The organism is Salinarimonas sp. (assembly GCF_040111675.1).
Classification (GTDB): domain Bacteria; phylum Pseudomonadota; class Alphaproteobacteria; order Rhizobiales; family Beijerinckiaceae; genus Salinarimonas.
Window position 1 is genome coordinate 2,415,402 of the sequence record NZ_CP157794.1, and the last position, 14,733, is coordinate 2,430,134.

The 14,733-nt window shown below is 69.6% G+C and carries 15 protein-coding genes; 13 read left to right on the forward strand and 2 right to left on the reverse strand.

The window, feature by feature from the left end:
• Window positions 1-16: 16 nt before the first annotated feature.
• The 13 genes from pdhA to ABL310_RS11245 all read left to right on the forward strand — a co-directional run bounded on the left by pdhA (window position 17) and on the right by ABL310_RS11245 (window position 11,223).
• On the forward strand, window positions 17-1,084 hold the full coding sequence (gene pdhA / locus ABL310_RS11185) for a pyruvate dehydrogenase (acetyl-transferring) E1 component subunit alpha (protein ID WP_349371754.1): 1,068 nt from the start codon (window positions 17-19) through the stop codon (window positions 1,082-1,084).
• Between the two features lie 74 nt (window positions 1,085-1,158).
• A complete protein-coding gene (locus ABL310_RS11190; RefSeq protein WP_349371755.1) occupies window positions 1,159-2,610 on the forward strand; it encodes a pyruvate dehydrogenase complex E1 component subunit beta in 1,452 nt (483 codons plus the stop codon).
• 17 nt (window positions 2,611-2,627) lie between these two features.
• Window positions 2,628-2,936, forward strand: a complete 309-nt coding sequence (locus ABL310_RS11195; RefSeq protein ID WP_349371756.1) for a DUF5076 domain-containing protein — start codon at window positions 2,628-2,630, stop codon at window positions 2,934-2,936.
• A 30-nt stretch (window positions 2,937-2,966) separates the two neighbouring features.
• Window positions 2,967-4,430 carry a pyruvate dehydrogenase complex dihydrolipoamide acetyltransferase gene (locus ABL310_RS11200; protein WP_349371757.1) on the forward strand — a complete coding sequence of 488 codons (1,464 nt, stop codon included), beginning with the start codon at window positions 2,967-2,969 and terminating at the stop codon, window positions 4,428-4,430.
• Between the two features lie 490 nt (window positions 4,431-4,920).
• Window positions 4,921-5,316: an endonuclease domain-containing protein gene (locus ABL310_RS11205; RefSeq protein ID WP_349371758.1), complete on the forward strand. Its 396-nt coding sequence runs from the start codon at window positions 4,921-4,923 to the stop codon at window positions 5,314-5,316.
• Window positions 5,309-5,920: a GNAT family N-acetyltransferase gene (locus ABL310_RS11210; protein WP_349371759.1), complete on the forward strand. Its 612-nt coding sequence runs from the start codon at window positions 5,309-5,311 to the stop codon at window positions 5,918-5,920. The genes ABL310_RS11205 and ABL310_RS11210 overlap by 8 nt, the downstream gene beginning before the upstream one ends.
• A gap of 23 nt (window positions 5,921-5,943) precedes the next feature.
• Window positions 5,944-7,380, forward strand: a complete 1,437-nt coding sequence (lpdA, locus tag ABL310_RS11215) for a dihydrolipoyl dehydrogenase (RefSeq protein ID WP_349371760.1) — start codon at window positions 5,944-5,946, stop codon at window positions 7,378-7,380.
• Between the two features lie 88 nt (window positions 7,381-7,468).
• Window positions 7,469-8,056, forward strand: a complete 588-nt coding sequence (locus tag ABL310_RS11220) for a hypothetical protein (protein ID WP_349371761.1) — start codon at window positions 7,469-7,471, stop codon at window positions 8,054-8,056.
• Window positions 8,057-8,172: 116 nt separating this feature from the next.
• The gene (locus tag ABL310_RS11225) at window positions 8,173-8,466 is read left to right on the forward strand and encodes a hypothetical protein (RefSeq protein ID WP_349371762.1); all 294 of its coding nucleotides are present in this window, start codon (window positions 8,173-8,175) and stop codon (window positions 8,464-8,466) included.
• Between the two features lie 91 nt (window positions 8,467-8,557).
• Window positions 8,558-9,310, forward strand: coding sequence for a hypothetical protein (locus tag ABL310_RS11230; RefSeq protein ID WP_349371763.1), 753 nt, complete (start codon window positions 8,558-8,560; stop codon window positions 9,308-9,310).
• Between the two features lie 76 nt (window positions 9,311-9,386).
• Window positions 9,387-9,644: a GlsB/YeaQ/YmgE family stress response membrane protein gene (locus ABL310_RS11235; RefSeq protein ID WP_349371764.1), complete on the forward strand. Its 258-nt coding sequence runs from the start codon at window positions 9,387-9,389 to the stop codon at window positions 9,642-9,644.
• A 139-nt stretch (window positions 9,645-9,783) separates the two neighbouring features.
• The gene (gene lipA / locus ABL310_RS11240) at window positions 9,784-10,758 is read left to right on the forward strand and encodes a lipoyl synthase (RefSeq protein WP_349371765.1); all 975 of its coding nucleotides are present in this window, start codon (window positions 9,784-9,786) and stop codon (window positions 10,756-10,758) included.
• A 15-nt stretch (window positions 10,759-10,773) separates the two neighbouring features.
• A complete protein-coding gene (locus tag ABL310_RS11245; protein WP_349371766.1) occupies window positions 10,774-11,223 on the forward strand; it encodes a type II toxin-antitoxin system RatA family toxin in 450 nt (149 codons plus the stop codon).
• A 47-nt stretch (window positions 11,224-11,270) separates the two neighbouring features.
• Here ABL310_RS11245 and ABL310_RS11250 read toward each other — a convergent pair whose 3' ends face one another.
• The gene (locus ABL310_RS11250; protein ID WP_349371767.1) at window positions 11,271-13,670 is read right to left on the reverse strand and encodes a transketolase; all 2,400 of its coding nucleotides are present in this window, start codon (window positions 13,668-13,670) and stop codon (window positions 11,271-11,273) included.
• Between the two features lie 99 nt (window positions 13,671-13,769).
• Complete coding sequence (locus tag ABL310_RS11255) at window positions 13,770-14,627, reverse strand: ion transporter (RefSeq protein WP_349371768.1); 858 nt, start codon at window positions 14,625-14,627, stop codon at window positions 13,770-13,772.
• Window positions 14,628-14,733: the final 106 nt, after the last annotated feature.

Genomic DNA, 14,733 nt, shown 5'->3' on the forward strand with positions numbered 1-14,733 from the left:
CGTCTCGGAGGTGTGCATGGCCACGGCTGCGCGTCGGACGCAGGGCGCGTCCGCTCCCAAGTCCGCATCCAACAAGGCCCCGGCGAAGGGCCGTGCGGCGAAGGGGGCCGCGTCCAACGCCCCCACGCTGTCGAAGGAGGAGGAGCTCCACGCCTATCGCGAGATGCTGCTCATCCGCCGTTTCGAGGAGAAGGCCGGCCAGATGTACGGCATGGGCCTGATCGGCGGCTTCTGCCACCTCTACATCGGCCAGGAGGCCGTGGTGGTCGGCATGCAGATGGCGTCGCAGGACGGCGATCAGGTCATCACCGGCTATCGCGACCACGGCCACATGCTGGTCACGGGCATGGATCCCAAGGGGGTGCTCGCCGAGCTCACGGGCCGCCAGGGCGGCTACTCGAAGGGCAAGGGCGGCTCCATGCACATGTTCTCCAAGGAGAAGAACTTCTACGGAGGGCACGGGATCGTGGGCGCTCAGGTGCCGCTCGGCACCGGCATCGCCTTCGCCAACCGCTATCGCGACGAGGAGCGGGTGAGCCTCGTCTATTTCGGCGACGGCGCGGCGAACCAGGGCCAGGTCTACGAGAGCTTCAACATGGCGGCGCTCTGGAAGCTGCCCGTCGTCTACATCATCGAGAACAACCGCTACGCCATGGGCACGTCGGTGACGCGCTCGGCCGCCCAGTCGGACTTCTCGAAGCGCGGCCTCTCCTTCGGCATCCCGGGCGAGCAGGTCGACGGCATGGACGTGCGCGCGGTGCGCGCCGCGGGCGAGCGCGCCATGCAGCACGCCCGCTCCGGCGAGGGGCCCTACATCCTCGAGATGCTCACCTATCGCTATCGCGGCCATTCCATGTCCGACCCGGCGAAGTACCGCACGAAGGACGAGGTCGCCCGCATGCGCGAGGAGCACGACCCGATCGAGCAGGTCCGCCGGCGGCTTCTCGGGGACTTCAAGGTGCCCGAGGACGAGCTCAAGAGCATCGACGGCGCGATCCGCAAGATCGTCAACGAGGCGGCGGACTTCGCCACCAACGACGCCGAGCCGGACCCCTCCGAGCTGTTCACCGACATCCTCCACTGATCTCCCCTCCCTCCGGCAGCGCGGCGCCGCCTCCGGGCGCGCCGCCGCGGCCGTCGACCGAAGAGCGCTGGTCCATGCCCATCGACGTCCTGATGCCCGCCCTCTCCCCGACCATGGAGCAGGGCAAGCTCGCCAAGTGGCTCAAGAAGGAAGGCGACACGGTGAAATCCGGCGACATCCTCGCCGAGATCGAGACCGACAAGGCGACCATGGAGGTCGAGGCGGTGGACGAGGGCGTCCTCGCCAAGATCCTGGTGGCCGAGGACACCGACAACGTCGCCGTCAACACGCCGATCGCCATCATCGCCGAGGAGGGCGAGGACGTCTCCGCCGCCGCCTCCGCCGGCCCGTCGGCTGCCGCTCCGGCGGCGGAGGCCGCCCAGTCGGGCGCGCCCGCGCAGATGGCGGCGGAAGGCATGGCGGCCGAGCCCGCCGGCGCCGCCCCCGTCGCCGACGCCGCGCCGGTCTCCCGCCCCGCCGCCCCGGCGGTGATGCGCCCCGCCGACGTCTACGACGCGACGCAGGAGATCCCGGCCGGCACCGAGATGGTCACCATGACCGTCCGCGAGGCCCTGCGCGACGCCATGGCCGAGGAGATGCGCCGCGACGACAGCGTCTTCGTCATGGGCGAGGAGGTCGCCGAGTACCAGGGCGCCTACAAGGTCACCCAGGGGCTCCTCCAGGAATTCGGCGGCAAGCGCGTCGTCGACACGCCGATCACCGAGCACGGCTTCGCCGGTCTCGGCGTCGGCGCGGCGTTCTCCGGCCTGCGGCCGATCGTCGAGTTCATGACCTTCAACTTCGCCATGCAGGCGATCGACCAGATCATCAACTCGGCGGCGAAGACGCTCTACATGTCCGGCGGCCAGCTCGGCGCGCCGATCGTCTTCCGCGGCCCCAACGGCGCGGCCTCCCGCGTCGCCGCCCAGCACAGCCACGACTACGCCGCCTGGTACTCGAACGTGCCCGGCCTCAAGGTCGTGATGCCCTACACCGCGGCCGACGCGAAGGGGCTCCTCAAGAGCGCCATCCGCGACCCGAACCCGGTGATCTTCCTCGAGAACGAGATCCTCTACGGCCAGTCCTTCCCGGTGCCGAAGCTCGACGACTACACGGTGCCGATCGGCAAGGCCAAGATCCACCGCGAGGGCACGGACTGCACCATCGTCTCCTTCGGCATCGGCATGACCTACGCGCTCAAGGCCGCGCACGAGCTGGAGGGCGAGGGGATCTCCTGCGAGATCGTCGACCTGCGCACCATCCGTCCGATGGACTCGGAGACGGTGGTCGGCTCGGTGATGAAGACCGGGCGCTGCGTGTGCGTCGAGGAGGGCTTCCCGCAATCCGGCGTCTCCGCCGAGATCGCGACGCGCGTCCAGGCCGACGCCTTCGACTATCTCGACGCGCCGGTCGCCCGCGTCACCGGCAAGGACGTGCCGATGCCGTATGCGGCCAACCTCGAGAAGCTCGCGCTGCCGACGGTGGCGGAGGTGGTGCAGGCGGTCAAGGCCGTCTGCTACCGCTGAGCCGGGGAGCGCGCGCGATGGCCGGCGACGACGACACCCCGCTCTTCCACGAGCTCGAGGCGCCGCCCGACGTCCGCGAGAAGGGCGGGCACGAGATCCTGCGGGCCTCCGTGGTGGAGGGCGCGGTGTCGGTCTCGCTCCGGCGCTCCTTCGACGACCCCTTCACCTGGGGCGTGCTCCTCGTCGATCTCGCCCGCCACGCCGCGCGCATCTACGCCCTCGAGACCGGCATGAGCGAGGAGGAAGCCCTCGCCCAGATCCGCGCCGGCATCGAGAGCGAGCTCGACGACCCCACCGATCCCGGCTCCACCAGCGCCGTGAACTGATTTCCCGTTCAAGCTCAGGATCCAGCGACGATGCCCATCAACATCCTGATGCCCGCCCTGTCCCCGACCATGGAGAAGGGCAACCTCGCCAAGTGGCTCAAGAAGGAAGGCGACACGGTCAAGTCCGGCGACATCCTCGCCGAGATCGAGACCGACAAGGCCACGATGGAGGTCGAGGCCGTCGACGAGGGCGTGCTCGCGAAGATCGTGGTGCCGGAAGGCACGGCGGACGTGCCGGTCAACGACGTGATCGCGCTCATCGCCGAGGAGGGCGAGGATCCGAAAAGCGTCGAGGCCCCGACCGCCCCCGAGGCCCCCAAGCCCGAGCCCTCGAAGCCCGAGCCCGCGAAGCCCGAGCCGGCGCCCGCTGCCGCCGCGCCGCAGGCGAACGTGACGACGGCCGGCGGCGGCGAGGCCGGGCACATGTCCTACGCCCGCGTGAACGAGGCGCCCGGCGGCGCTCCGGCGGCCGCCCAGCCCGCGCCGGCTCCCGCCGCGTCCTCCGGCGGGCGCGTCTTCGCCTCGCCGCTGGCCAAGCGCATCGCCAAGGAGAACGGGCTCGACCTGGCTTCGGTGCAGGGCTCCGGCCCGCGCGGGCGCGTGATCGAGCGCGACGTGCGCGCGGCGCTCGCGGCCGGCCCCGCCAAGGCCGCGCCCGCCGCCGCCGCCCCGCCCCGCGAGACCGCCGACGCCATGCCGCAGAAGGCGGTGCCGACGCCGCCCGCCGCCACCGCGGGCGCGACCATGGCGCAGGGCCTCAAGGCCGATCAGGTCAAGGCGATGTTCCCGGCGGACTCCTACGAGGAGGTCCAGCTCGACGGCATGCGCAAGACCATCGCCAAGCGCCTGCTCGAGTCGAAGCAGACCATCCCGCACTTCTACCTCACGGTGGACGTCGAGCTCGACGCCGCGCTGGCGCTGCGCGCCCAGCTCAACGCCGCCGCCCCGGCGAAGGACGGCAAGCCGGCCTACAAGCTCTCGGTCAACGACTTCGTCATCAAGGCGCTGGCGCTCGCCCTCCAGCGCGTGCCGAACGCCAACGCCGTCTGGGCCGAGGACCGGATCCTGAAGTTCAAGCATTCCGACGTCGGCGTCGCCGTGGCGATCGAGGGCGGGCTGTTCACGCCGGTGATCCGCAAGGCCGAGACCAAGACGCTGTCGGCCATCTCCGCCGAGATGAAGGACCTCGCCGGCCGCGCCCGGGTGAAGAAGCTCAAGCCCGAGGAATATACCGGCGGCACGACCGCCGTCTCCAATCTCGGCATGTTCGGCATCCGCGAGTTCTCCGCCGTCATCAACCCGCCCCACGCGACCATCCTCGCGGTGGGCGCCGGCCAGCAGCGGGTCGTCGTGAAGGAGAACGCGCCGGCCGTGGTCCAGGCGATGACCGTCACCCTCTCCTGCGACCACCGCGTGGTGGACGGGGCGCTCGGCGCGGAGCTGCTGGCGGCCTTCAAGGAGCTGATCGAGAACCCGATGGGGATGCTGGTGTGAGGTGATCGGGGCTGTCCGTGCGGGCTCGACGGTCGCGTGGCGGTCGGCGAGCGGCATGGAGACCTTTCCTCCTCCCGTGTGGAGGAGGTGTCGGCGAAGCCGACGGAGGTGGGTCGGTGGGCAAGGCTCGCGGCTCGCGGGTCGAGCGAACGGGTCGTGCAGGGCTGCCTTGCGGGCGAGATCGTCTCGGCCCGACCCACACCCCCGGCCCCTCTCCACAAGGGAGAGGGGAGTCGGTCGGCGCTTGCCGCTGCGGGTCGCGTGGCGATCGGCGAGCGGCATGCAGGCCTTTCCTCCTCCCTTGTGGAGGAGGTGTCGGCGAAGCCGACGGAGGTGGGTCGGGATGCAGGGCTCGCGGCTCGCGGGTCGAGCGAACGAGCGGTGCAGCGCTGCATTACGGCATACACCTCCGGCCCGTCGCCCCGCGGGTGAGGAGAGTCGGCCGGCGGTTCTTGCCGAGGTCGAGCGCAGCTTGGGAGGAAGATTTCAGATGCCTTGGAATCAGCCGCCGAAAATCTCGCCATCGCCCGCCGCGCGGCGAGCCGCCCGCTCCCTTCGCCGGAACCTGACGCCCGCCGAGAAGCGCCTGTGGTGGCATCTGCGCAAGCGAGTCCCGCTGGAGGGGACGAGCTGGCGCCGCCAGGTGCCGCTTGGCGCGTACGTCGTCGACTTCTGCTGCCTCAAGCACAAGCTGATCATCGAGGTCGACGGCGCGAGCCATTCCTACGACGCGCAGCAGGCCCGCGATGCGGCGCGCGACGCGGCGCTCGAGCGGCAGGGCTTCCGCGTCCTGCGCTTCACCAATCACACCGTCCTCACCGACATCGACACCGTCATGGACACGGTCCACGCCCACCTGGCCGAGATCGCGCCGGTCCATGCCTGACGCCGCGACCCTCGCCCCCGCCGCTCTGCGCCCCGCCACCCCCGCGGACGCGCGGGCCGTGGCGCTCCTGTGGGACATGGCCAATGCCGGCCATGTCGCGAGCGTGTTCGCCCGCGCCGCGCCGGGGGAGGGGACGTGGCTCGACGCGGCCGCGGACGAGATCAAGTCGCCCTGGGGCGAGATGTCGTGGAAGAACGCCGTCGTCGCCGAGGCCGAGGGCGCGGTCGTCGGCGCCCTCGTGGCGCTTCGGCTCACTCGCCGGATCGGCCGGCTCGACCTGATGCGCATGGCGCCCGACCAGCGCGTCCACTACGAGCTCCTGGCCAAGGTCCACGGCGCCTGGCTCCTGCGCGATCTCGCCGTCCTGCCCGCCTTTCGCGGTCGTGGCATCGGCGCGGCGCTCCTCGACGAAGGCGAGCGGCGCGCCCGGGCGGCCGGCTGCGAGACCCTCGCCATCACCACCCATGAGACCAATGCCGCCTTCCGCGCCCATCTGGCGCGGCGCGGCTTCGCCGAGATCGACGCCCGCCCGGTGCGCCGCCACGCGCGCTACGCCCCGGAGAGCCGCTGGATCCTCTTGACCCGCCCAGTCGAGGGCGCCTGATCGACAACGAGAGAGACTGCATCATGGCCGACACCTACGACGTGATCATCATCGGCGCCGGTCCCGGCGGTTACGTCGCCGCGATCCGCGCGGCGCAGCTCGGGATGAAGACCGCCGTCGTCGACCGCGAGCATCTCGGCGGCATCTGCCTGAACTGGGGCTGCATCCCCACCAAGGCCCTGCTGCGCTCGGCCGAGATCTTCCACTACATGTCGCATGCCGGCGACTACGGCCTCTCCGCCCAGGGCGTCTCCTTCGACATCGGCGCGGTGGTGAAGCGCTCGCGCGGCGTCTCGGGCCGGCTCAACGGCGGCGTCGGCATGCTGCTCAAGAAGAACAAGGTCGACGTGATCTGGGGCGAGGGGTCGATCGCCAAGGCCGGCGAGGTGACGGTGAAGCCCGCCACGAAGTCCGTCGAGGGCCCGCCCGTGCCCGCGCCCAAGGGCGCGCTCGGGCCGGGAAGCTACAAGGCCAAGCACGTCATCGTCGCCACCGGCGCGCGCCCGCGCGTGCTGCCCGGCATCGAGCCGGACAGAAAGCTGATCTGGACCTATTTCGAGGCGATGGTGCCGAAAGAGATGCCGAAGTCGCTCCTCGTCATGGGCTCCGGCGCCATCGGCATCGAGTTCGCCTCGTTCTACCGCACGATGGGCGCGGAGGTGACCGTCGTCGAGGTGATGCCGCAGATCCTCCCCGTCGAGGACGCGGAGATCGCCGCCATGGCGCGCAAGCGCTTCGAGAAGCAGGGGATCAAGATCCTCACCGGCGCGAAGGTGACCAAGGTCGAGAAGGGCGGAAACAGCGTCACCGCCACGATCGAGACGGACAAGGGCGCCCAGCAGATCACGGCCGACAAGCTGATCTCGGCGGTGGGCGTCGTCGGCAACGTCGAGGGCCTCGGCCTCGAGGCTTTGGGCGTGAAGATGGAGCGCGGCGTCGTCGTCACCGACGGGCTCGGGCGCACCAACGTGCCGGGCGTCTACGCCATCGGCGACGTCGCCGGCCCGCCGATGCTCGCCCACAAGGCCGAGCACGAGGGCGTCATCTGCGTCGAGACCATCGCCGGGCTCCACACCCACGCCATGGACAAGGGCATGATCCCGGGCTGCACCTACTGCCACCCGCAGGTGGCGTCGGTCGGCCTCACCGAGGCCAAGGCGAAGGAGCAGGGGATCGCCGTCAAGGTCGGCCGCTTCCCCTTCGCCGGCAACGGCAAGGCGATCGCCCTCGGCGAGCCGGACGGCATGGTCAAGACGATCTTCGACGCAAAGACCGGCAAGCTGCTCGGCGCCCACATGATCGGCGCAGAGGTGACCGAGCTGATCCAGGGCTACGTGGTCGCCATGAACCTCGAGACCACCGAGGAAGAGCTGATGCACACGGTCTTCCCGCACCCGACGCTGTCGGAGATGATGCACGAGAGCGTGCTGGATGCGTATGGGCGGGTGATTCACTCGTGAGGACATAGTGAATCTCGGAGCCTCTCGTCAAATCAGATACCTGTGGTATGCGATACGTCTGTGACGCACGGCGATTCGGAGGGCGGAGATGCGGTTCGAGAGGGTCATCAGGACCGATCTGTTATTTCCGGCCTTCGAGCCCATTGCCCGGTCGCGGTACGAGGCCTCTCTCAGCTTCCTCTTTCAAGGTGGCGACTGGTCACACGAGTTTGTCAGAGATCGTACCTGGGAGCGTGTCTTTTCGAACTCAATCTCTTTGACGGAGACTTTTTCTCACGACGAAAGGTTCCGCTTGGAGTTTCTGCAAGGTTTTATTCCTTTCGCGCTCCAAAACAAGCGCATAGACGCGATCAATTATCGCGCTGTCGATAGGATCTTAGCTGAGGCACGCAAGTTTGACTCGTTTGTTTTCGAAGAGGTTTTAAGAGAGAATCTTGTCATCGAACGCAGCCCGCCTTCATGGCTGCCTGTCGGCGAGATCATAAAGTGGGGTCCTGTAACGGGGGGCGGATTTGTTCTTGGTATGCTTGGTAGTTTTGAGCCCATTCTCCTCGTCACCGTACCCACGGGCATCGTCTTAATCGGCTCCGCCGTCGCGATTGCGAAAGCGTTCGACCGTGGAATATCTCGGATGATTGCAGAACGCATCCTTGGTCGGAGAGATCGAGAGTGGTAACGGGGTCTGCTGTAGAGGAATGGCAAGGCCGCCACGTGCGGGGAACCCGTGCGAAGTTACTAGCGGGTTGAGGCAAAACAACCGTACGCGCTGGTTCGCCCTGGCGGAGTAGACCCATGGAGCACCTGGCCTTCTGGATTCCCGTGTCGCTCGCCGCGCTGCTCGTCTATGTCAAGCGCGACAGAGCGGTGGCGGACCTTCGGTTCATCGCCGCGGTCCTGCGCGGGCGCCGGCCCGTCGAGTGGAAGGTGGACGCGGCGTCCGGATCGATGCCGACGACGAGCGGGGTAGGGGACGCCAGGCCGTATCCGGCATGGACGGCGTCGGCGATCCCTTCCGACGTCGCGATGAGCGCCGAGCGGCACGACGGCGCCGTCAGGCGCCGGTCGGCCGGTCCCGAAGGGCCTTGATCCCTCCGGAGAGCCTCAGGCCGCCGTCGGGGCTGTCGGCCTTTGCCGTCGCCTGCTATGCATCGCCGACCGCATCGATGCAGGAGCTCCCATGCCCGAACCCGGCCCCCCGCGCACCCCGGAAAACCGCGCGCGCGACGCCCGGCGCATGAAGGCGGTGATCCTCGCCGCCTGCGCGCTGGCCTTCGCCGCGGCGCCGCTGGCGTTTCCCTTCGCCGGCTTCGATCCGGAGATGTTTCCGCAGCCGCAGCGGGACCCGCCGGTGCAGCCGGCGGGCTACGCCTTCGGCATCTGGGGGCCGATCTACCTCTGGCTCCTGGTCTCGGCGGCGTTCGGCCTGATCAAGCGGGGCGACTCGCCCGCCTGGGACGCGCCGCGCTGGCCGCTCGCCGGCAGCCTCGTCGTCGGCGCGGCCTGGCTGCCGGTGGCGCAGACGGACGCGGTGTGGGCGACGATCCTGATCTGGGCGATGCTGATCCTGGCGCTCGCGGCGCTTTTCCGCACGCCAGCGGACACGGACCGCTGGCTGCTGCGCGCGCCGATCGCGCTCTACGCCGGCTGGCTGACGGCGGCCTCCTGGGTCTCGATCGGGCTCACCGGGGCCGGCTACGGGATCGCGCTCGCGGAATACGGCTGGGCGATCGTGGGCCTCCTCGGCGCGCTCGCTACGGCGGGGGGCGTTCTGTGGCGGCTGCCGCGCATCCCGCTCTACGCGGCCGCCGTGGTCTGGGCGCTCATCGCCGTCGCCGTCGCGAACTACGCGGAGGCGTGGAGCCTGGTCGTCCTGGCGCTCGCGGGCGCCGTCGCGATGGCGGGGCTCGGCTACCGCAACGCGCGGACCTGAGACCCCCGGGAACGCCCCAGCTTGCCACCGCGTTGCGCGGGGGCACACTCCGCGTGGCAACAGGGAAACCGAACGCATGTCCATCATCGCCTGGATCGTCGTCGGCATCATCGCCGGCTTCATCGCCGAGAAGGTCACCGGCCGCAATCACGGCCTGCTGACGAACCTGATCGTCGGCATCATCGGCGCCTTCGTCGGCGGCTTTCTCGCCTCGCTTCTCGGCTTCGAGTACGCCGAGGGCTTCAATCTCGCCTCGATCATCGTCGCGACGATCGGCGCGATCGTCTTCCTCTGGATCCTGGGAATGATCCAGGGACGCCGCTCGTCCCGCTGACCGCGGGCCTGCCCTGCACGCGCCGCCTGCGGTTCGCTGCCGCGTGGGATTTGCGTCTGCGGTCGGAAGGCCCTAGATCATGGCGACGTGTGTAGAGCGCAGCGCAGCCCGCGCGCGCGTCCAGCCGGATCGGGAGAGCATGACCGTCGTTCTCGACCTCCTCGCCAAGGATACCCGGGCCAAGGACAACCGCCCCCGTCACCCGGAGAAGGCGCACCGGCCGGACCAGCCGCTCCAGCGCAAGCCCGATTGGATTCGCGTCAAGGCGCCGGGCTCGCCCGGCTGGGCGGAGACCAACCGAATCGTCAAGGAGAACAAGCTCGTCACGGTCTGCGAGGAGGCGGGCTGCCCGAATGTCGGCGAGTGCTGGGAAAAGAAGCACGCCACCTTCATGATCATGGGCGACACGTGCACCCGCGCCTGCGCCTTCTGCAACGTCAAGACCGGCCTGCCCCAGGCGCTCGACCGGCAGGAGCCGGAGCACATCGCCATCGCGGTGGAGAAGCTCGGCCTCGAGCACGTGGTCATCACCTCCGTCGACCGCGACGACCTCGAGGACGGCGGCGCGCAGCACTTCGCCGAGGTGATCGGCGCCATCCGCGCCCGCTCGCCGAAGACCACGATCGAGGTGCTCACCCCGGACTTCCTGAGGAAGCCCGGCGCGCTCGAGGTGGTGGTGAAGGCGCGCCCCGACGTCTTCAACCACAATCTCGAGACGGTCCCGTCGAAGTACCTGAAGGTCCGCCCCGGCGCGCGCTACTTCCACTCCATCCGCCTGCTCCAGCAGGTGAAGGAGCTCGACCCGACGATCTTCACCAAGTCCGGAATCATGGTCGGGCTCGGCGAGGAGCGCAACGAGGTGCTCCAGCTGATGGACGATCTGCGCTCCGGCGAGGTGGATTTCATGACGATCGGCCAGTACCTGCAGCCGACGCGCAAGCACCACCCGGTGATCCGCTACGTCACGCCCGACGAGTTCAAGGCCTACGAGACGACGGCCTACGCCAAGGGCTTCCTGCTCGTCTCGGCCTCGCCGCTGACGCGCTCGTCCCACCACGCGGGCGAGGACTTCGCGCGACTGAAGTCCGCGCGCCTCGCGAAGCTCGGTCGCTGACCCCATTTCCCCGGCATGCCGTCTTTCCGCACCACTCGCCGCGTCCGGCACACGCCTGCCGAGATGTTCGATCTCGTCGCCGACGTCGAGCAATATCCGAAGTTCCTGCCGCTCTGCGAGGACCTGAAGGTCCGCCGCAAGGTGCAGAGCGGGGACGGCGTGGAGACGCTCGTCGCCGACATGACCGTCGGCTACAAGAAGATCCACGAGAGCTTCACGAGCCGCGTCACCCTCGACCGGCCGCGCATGCGCATCGATGTCGAGTACGTCAACGGCCCCTTCCGCTACATGGAGAACCGCTGGACCTTCAAGCCGGCGGGGGAGGGGATGTGCGACGTGGAGTTCTACATCAATTACGAGTTCAAGAGCTTCACGCTCGGCATGCTGATGGGCGCGATGTTCGATCGCGCCTTCCGCAAGTTCTCCGAGGCCTTCGAGGAGCGCGCCGACGCGATCTACAGGTGAGCCGTGCGGGGCGGTGTCCGGCGCACCGCCCCCGCCGCCTCGGCCGGTCAGATCGCCCGTAGGTGCCGGATCGGCCGGCCGGGCGCCAGCGCCTGCGCCGCGCGCACGATGCCCTGCGCGTCGATGCCGTAATGTCGGTAGAGATCGGCGATCGTCCCCGTCTGGCCGAAATGCTCGACGCCGAGCGAGCGCGTGCGGTGGCCGTGCACCGCGCCGAGCCAGCCCAGCGTCGCCGGGTGACCGTCCAGCACCGTGACGATGCCGCAATGGGTGGGCACCGCCTCCAGCAGGCGCTCGATATGCGAGCGGGCGTGCACGAGCCCCGCCTCGCGGGCGCGCTGCGCCGCCGTCCAGCCGGCGTTGAGCCTATCGGCGGAGGTCACGGCGAGGAGGCCGACGTCGCGCCGGTCCTCCGCCATCAGCCCCACCGCCTCGATCGCCTCCGGCGCGACCGCGCCCGTATAGGCCACGACGATCTCCGCGTTCGGCCCGGGCTCGCGCATCCAGTAGGCGCCGTCCACCACGTCGCGGGCGAGATCCGGCGTCATCGCGCGCCGCGGCTGCTCGATCGTCCGCGTGGTCAGGCGCAGGTAGACCGAGCCGCCGGTGGCGTCGCGCAGCCAGGTGCGCTCGTCCGGCTCCGCGTCGCCGTCGCGCTGAAGATAGGCGAAGGCGAAGCGCAGGATCTCGGCGAGCTCGTCGACGAAGGCCGGCTCGAACGAGGCGAGGCCGTCCTGGGCGAGGCCGATCAGCGGCGACGAGATCGACTGGTGCGCGCCGCCCTCCGGCGCCAGCGTCACCCCGGACGGGGTCGCCACCAGGAGGAAGCGCGAATCCTGATAGCAGGCGTAGTTCAGCGCATCGAGGCCGCGGGCGATGAACGGGTCGTAGAGCGTCCCGATGGGGATCAGCCGCTCCCCGAACAGCGAGTGCGAGAGCCCGAGCGCCGAGAGCAGGATGAACAGGTTCATCTCCGCGATGCCGAGCTCGATGTGCTGGCCCGTGGGCTTGTAGTCCCAGTTGAAGGTCGAGGGGATGCGCTCGGCCTTGAAGGTGTCGGCCAGCGCCTCGCGGGCGAAGAGCCCGCGACGGTTCACCCACGGCCCGAGATTGGTCGAGACCGTCACGTCCGGCGAGGTGGTGACGATCCGCTCGGCCAAGGCCGCGTCCGAGCGCGCGAGCTCGTTGAGGATCAGCCCGAAGCCGGCCTGGGTCGAGATCGTCTCCTGCTTCGGCGCGGCCATGGTCTCCGGCACGTCCACCGCCGGCGCGCTCCAGCGCCGCGTGCCCTCGCGCGCGAACGGCGCCTCGGCGAGGAAGCGCTCGATCTCGGCCTGCGGCAGGGAGAGCCCCTCGAACTTTTCCCATTCGTGGCCGGGGCGCACCTTCATCTGCGCCTGAAAGCCCTCCATCTGCTTGGGCGTGAGGAGCCCCGCATGGTTGTCCTTGTGGCCGGCGAGCGGCAGGCCGAAGCCCTTGATCGTGTAGGCGATGAAGACCACGGGCCGGTCGTGGTCGATCCCCTCGAAGGCCTCGAGCAGGGTGGGCAGATCGTGGCCGGCGAGGTTCGTCATCAGCCGGCCGAGCTCGGCGTCCGAGCGCCGCTCGATCAGCGCCGTGAGGTCGCCCTGGTCGCCGAGATCGTCCATCAGCCGCTTGCGCCAGGCCGCCCCGCCCTGGAACGTCAACGCGGAGTAGAGCTGGTTCGGGCAGGTGTCGATCCAGGTCCGCAGCCTGTCGCCGCCGGGCTCGCGGAAGGCCTCCTCCAGCAGCGAGCCGTATTTCAGCGTCACCACCTCCCAGCCGAAGGCCTCGAACAGCGCCTGGAAGCGGGCGTAGAGCCCCTCGCGGATCACGGCGTCGAGGCTCTGGCGGTTGTAGTCGACGATCCACCAGGTGTTCCGCACGCCCTGCTTCCAGCCCTCGAGCAGCGCCTCGAAGATGTTGCCCTCGTCCATCTCCGCGTCGCCGACGAGCGCGATCATGCGGCCCTCGGGCTGGTCCGCCGCCCAGCCGCGGGCGCGCACGTAGTCCTGCACCAGCGAGGCGAACAGCGTCTGCGCCACGCCGAGCCCCACCGATCCCGTGGAGAAGTCGACGTCGTCCCCGTCCTTGGTGCGCGAGGGATAGGATTGCGCGCCCTTGTAGCCGCGAAAGCGCTCGAGCTTGTCGCGGGTCTGGTTGCCGAAGAGGTACTGGATCGCGTGGAAGACCGGGCTGGCATGAGGCTTGACCGCGACGCGGTCCTGCGGGCGGAGCGTCGCGAAATAGAGCGCCGTCATGATGGTCGCGAGCGAGGCCGAGGAGGCCTGGTGCCCGCCGACCTTCAGCCCGTCCGCGCTCTCGCGCAGATGGTTGGCGTGGTGGATCGTCCAGGTGGAGAGCCAGAGCAGCTTCTTCTCGAGCTCGGCGAGATAGGGCAGGCGCGGGTCGCGTGTGGCGGGCATGGGGGCTCCGGTGGGGGAGGGCGGGGCGAGGCGGAGATTATCGGCTCTCGTTTCCCCGGTCGAGGCCGGCGCCGCGCAAGCCCGCCGGGCGCCCCCGCCTCAGGCCACGCCCCGCCGCTCGCCCGACCCGCCGCGCAGCTCCGCCACCTCGCGGCGCAACGCCCTGATCTCGTCGAGCAGCACCGTGTTGACCTCCTGCATCGAGGTGGCGGCGGCGGCGACCTCCTCGCTCGCGGCCTTCTCCGCCGCGATCGCCTCGGCGCGCTCCTCCTTCGTCTCCGCCTCGTGCACGGCCTGCATGGCCGAGACCACGATGCCGATGAAGAGGTTGAGCACCGTGAAGGTGGTCACCACGATGAAGGGCACGAAGAACAGCCAGGCATAGGGATAGACCTCCATCACCGGGCGCACGATGCCCATCGACCAGCTCTCCAGCGTCATCACCTGGAAGAGCGTGTAGGCCGAGGCGGGGATCGAGCCGAACCAGTCCGGGAAGGAGGCGCCGAACAGCTTCGTCGCCATCACCGAGAAGACGTAGAAGACGAGCGTGAGCAGGACGATCACCGAGCCCATGCCGGGCAGCGCCCCGACCATGGCGCCGACCACGCGCCTGAGCGAGGGCACGATGGTGACGAGGCGCAGAAGGCGCAGCACGCGCAGCGCCCGCAGCACCGTGAGCGGCCCCGTCGCCGGCACCAGCGCGATGCCCACGACGGCGAAGTCGAACACGTTCCAGGCGTTGGTGAAGAAGCGCAGCCGATGCACCGCGAGCCGCGCCGCGATCTCGACCACGAACACGGCCAGGATCGCCTTGTCGAGCGCGAGCAGCAGGGGCCCGAACCGCTCCATGGCGGCCGGCACCGTCTCCAGCCCGAGCGTGACGGCGTTGACGATGATCAGCACCATGATGACCCGCTCGAGCAGGCGGGATTCGACGAAGGCTTTGAGGCGGTCCACGGGGCGGGTCTCCGGGCAGGCGGGCGCGACCGCGCCGACCCCTCGCCGCGCGCGGCCGAACAGGCAAGTGGACGCCCGCCCCGGTTTCGTCAAGCGCCCGCGCGCG

Excerpts from the sequence above, each read along its gene's own strand:
- pdhA (WP_349371754.1), top strand. The coding sequence starts at position 17 with ATGGCCACGGCTGCGCGTCGGACGCAGGGCGCGTCCGCTCCCAAGTCC.
- ABL310_RS11190 (WP_349371755.1), top strand. The coding sequence starts at position 1,159 with ATGCCCATCGACGTCCTGATGCCCGCCCTCTCCCCGACCATGGAGCAG.
- ABL310_RS11195 (WP_349371756.1), top strand. The coding sequence starts at position 2,628 with ATGGCCGGCGACGACGACACCCCGCTCTTCCACGAGCTCGAGGCGCCG.
- ABL310_RS11200 (WP_349371757.1), top strand. The coding sequence starts at position 2,967 with ATGCCCATCAACATCCTGATGCCCGCCCTGTCCCCGACCATGGAGAAG.
- ABL310_RS11205 (WP_349371758.1), top strand. The coding sequence starts at position 4,921 with ATGCCTTGGAATCAGCCGCCGAAAATCTCGCCATCGCCCGCCGCGCGG.
- ABL310_RS11210 (WP_349371759.1), top strand. The coding sequence starts at position 5,309 with ATGCCTGACGCCGCGACCCTCGCCCCCGCCGCTCTGCGCCCCGCCACC.
- lpdA (WP_349371760.1), top strand. The coding sequence starts at position 5,944 with ATGGCCGACACCTACGACGTGATCATCATCGGCGCCGGTCCCGGCGGT.
- ABL310_RS11220 (WP_349371761.1), top strand. The coding sequence starts at position 7,469 with ATGCGGTTCGAGAGGGTCATCAGGACCGATCTGTTATTTCCGGCCTTC.
- ABL310_RS11225 (WP_349371762.1), top strand. The coding sequence starts at position 8,173 with ATGGAGCACCTGGCCTTCTGGATTCCCGTGTCGCTCGCCGCGCTGCTC.
- ABL310_RS11230 (WP_349371763.1), top strand. The coding sequence starts at position 8,558 with ATGCCCGAACCCGGCCCCCCGCGCACCCCGGAAAACCGCGCGCGCGAC.
- ABL310_RS11235 (WP_349371764.1), top strand. The coding sequence starts at position 9,387 with ATGTCCATCATCGCCTGGATCGTCGTCGGCATCATCGCCGGCTTCATC.
- lipA (WP_349371765.1), top strand. The coding sequence starts at position 9,784 with ATGACCGTCGTTCTCGACCTCCTCGCCAAGGATACCCGGGCCAAGGAC.
- ABL310_RS11245 (WP_349371766.1), top strand. The coding sequence starts at position 10,774 with ATGCCGTCTTTCCGCACCACTCGCCGCGTCCGGCACACGCCTGCCGAG.
- ABL310_RS11250 (WP_349371767.1), bottom strand. The coding sequence starts at position 13,670 with ATGCCCGCCACACGCGACCCGCGCCTGCCCTATCTCGCCGAGCTCGAG.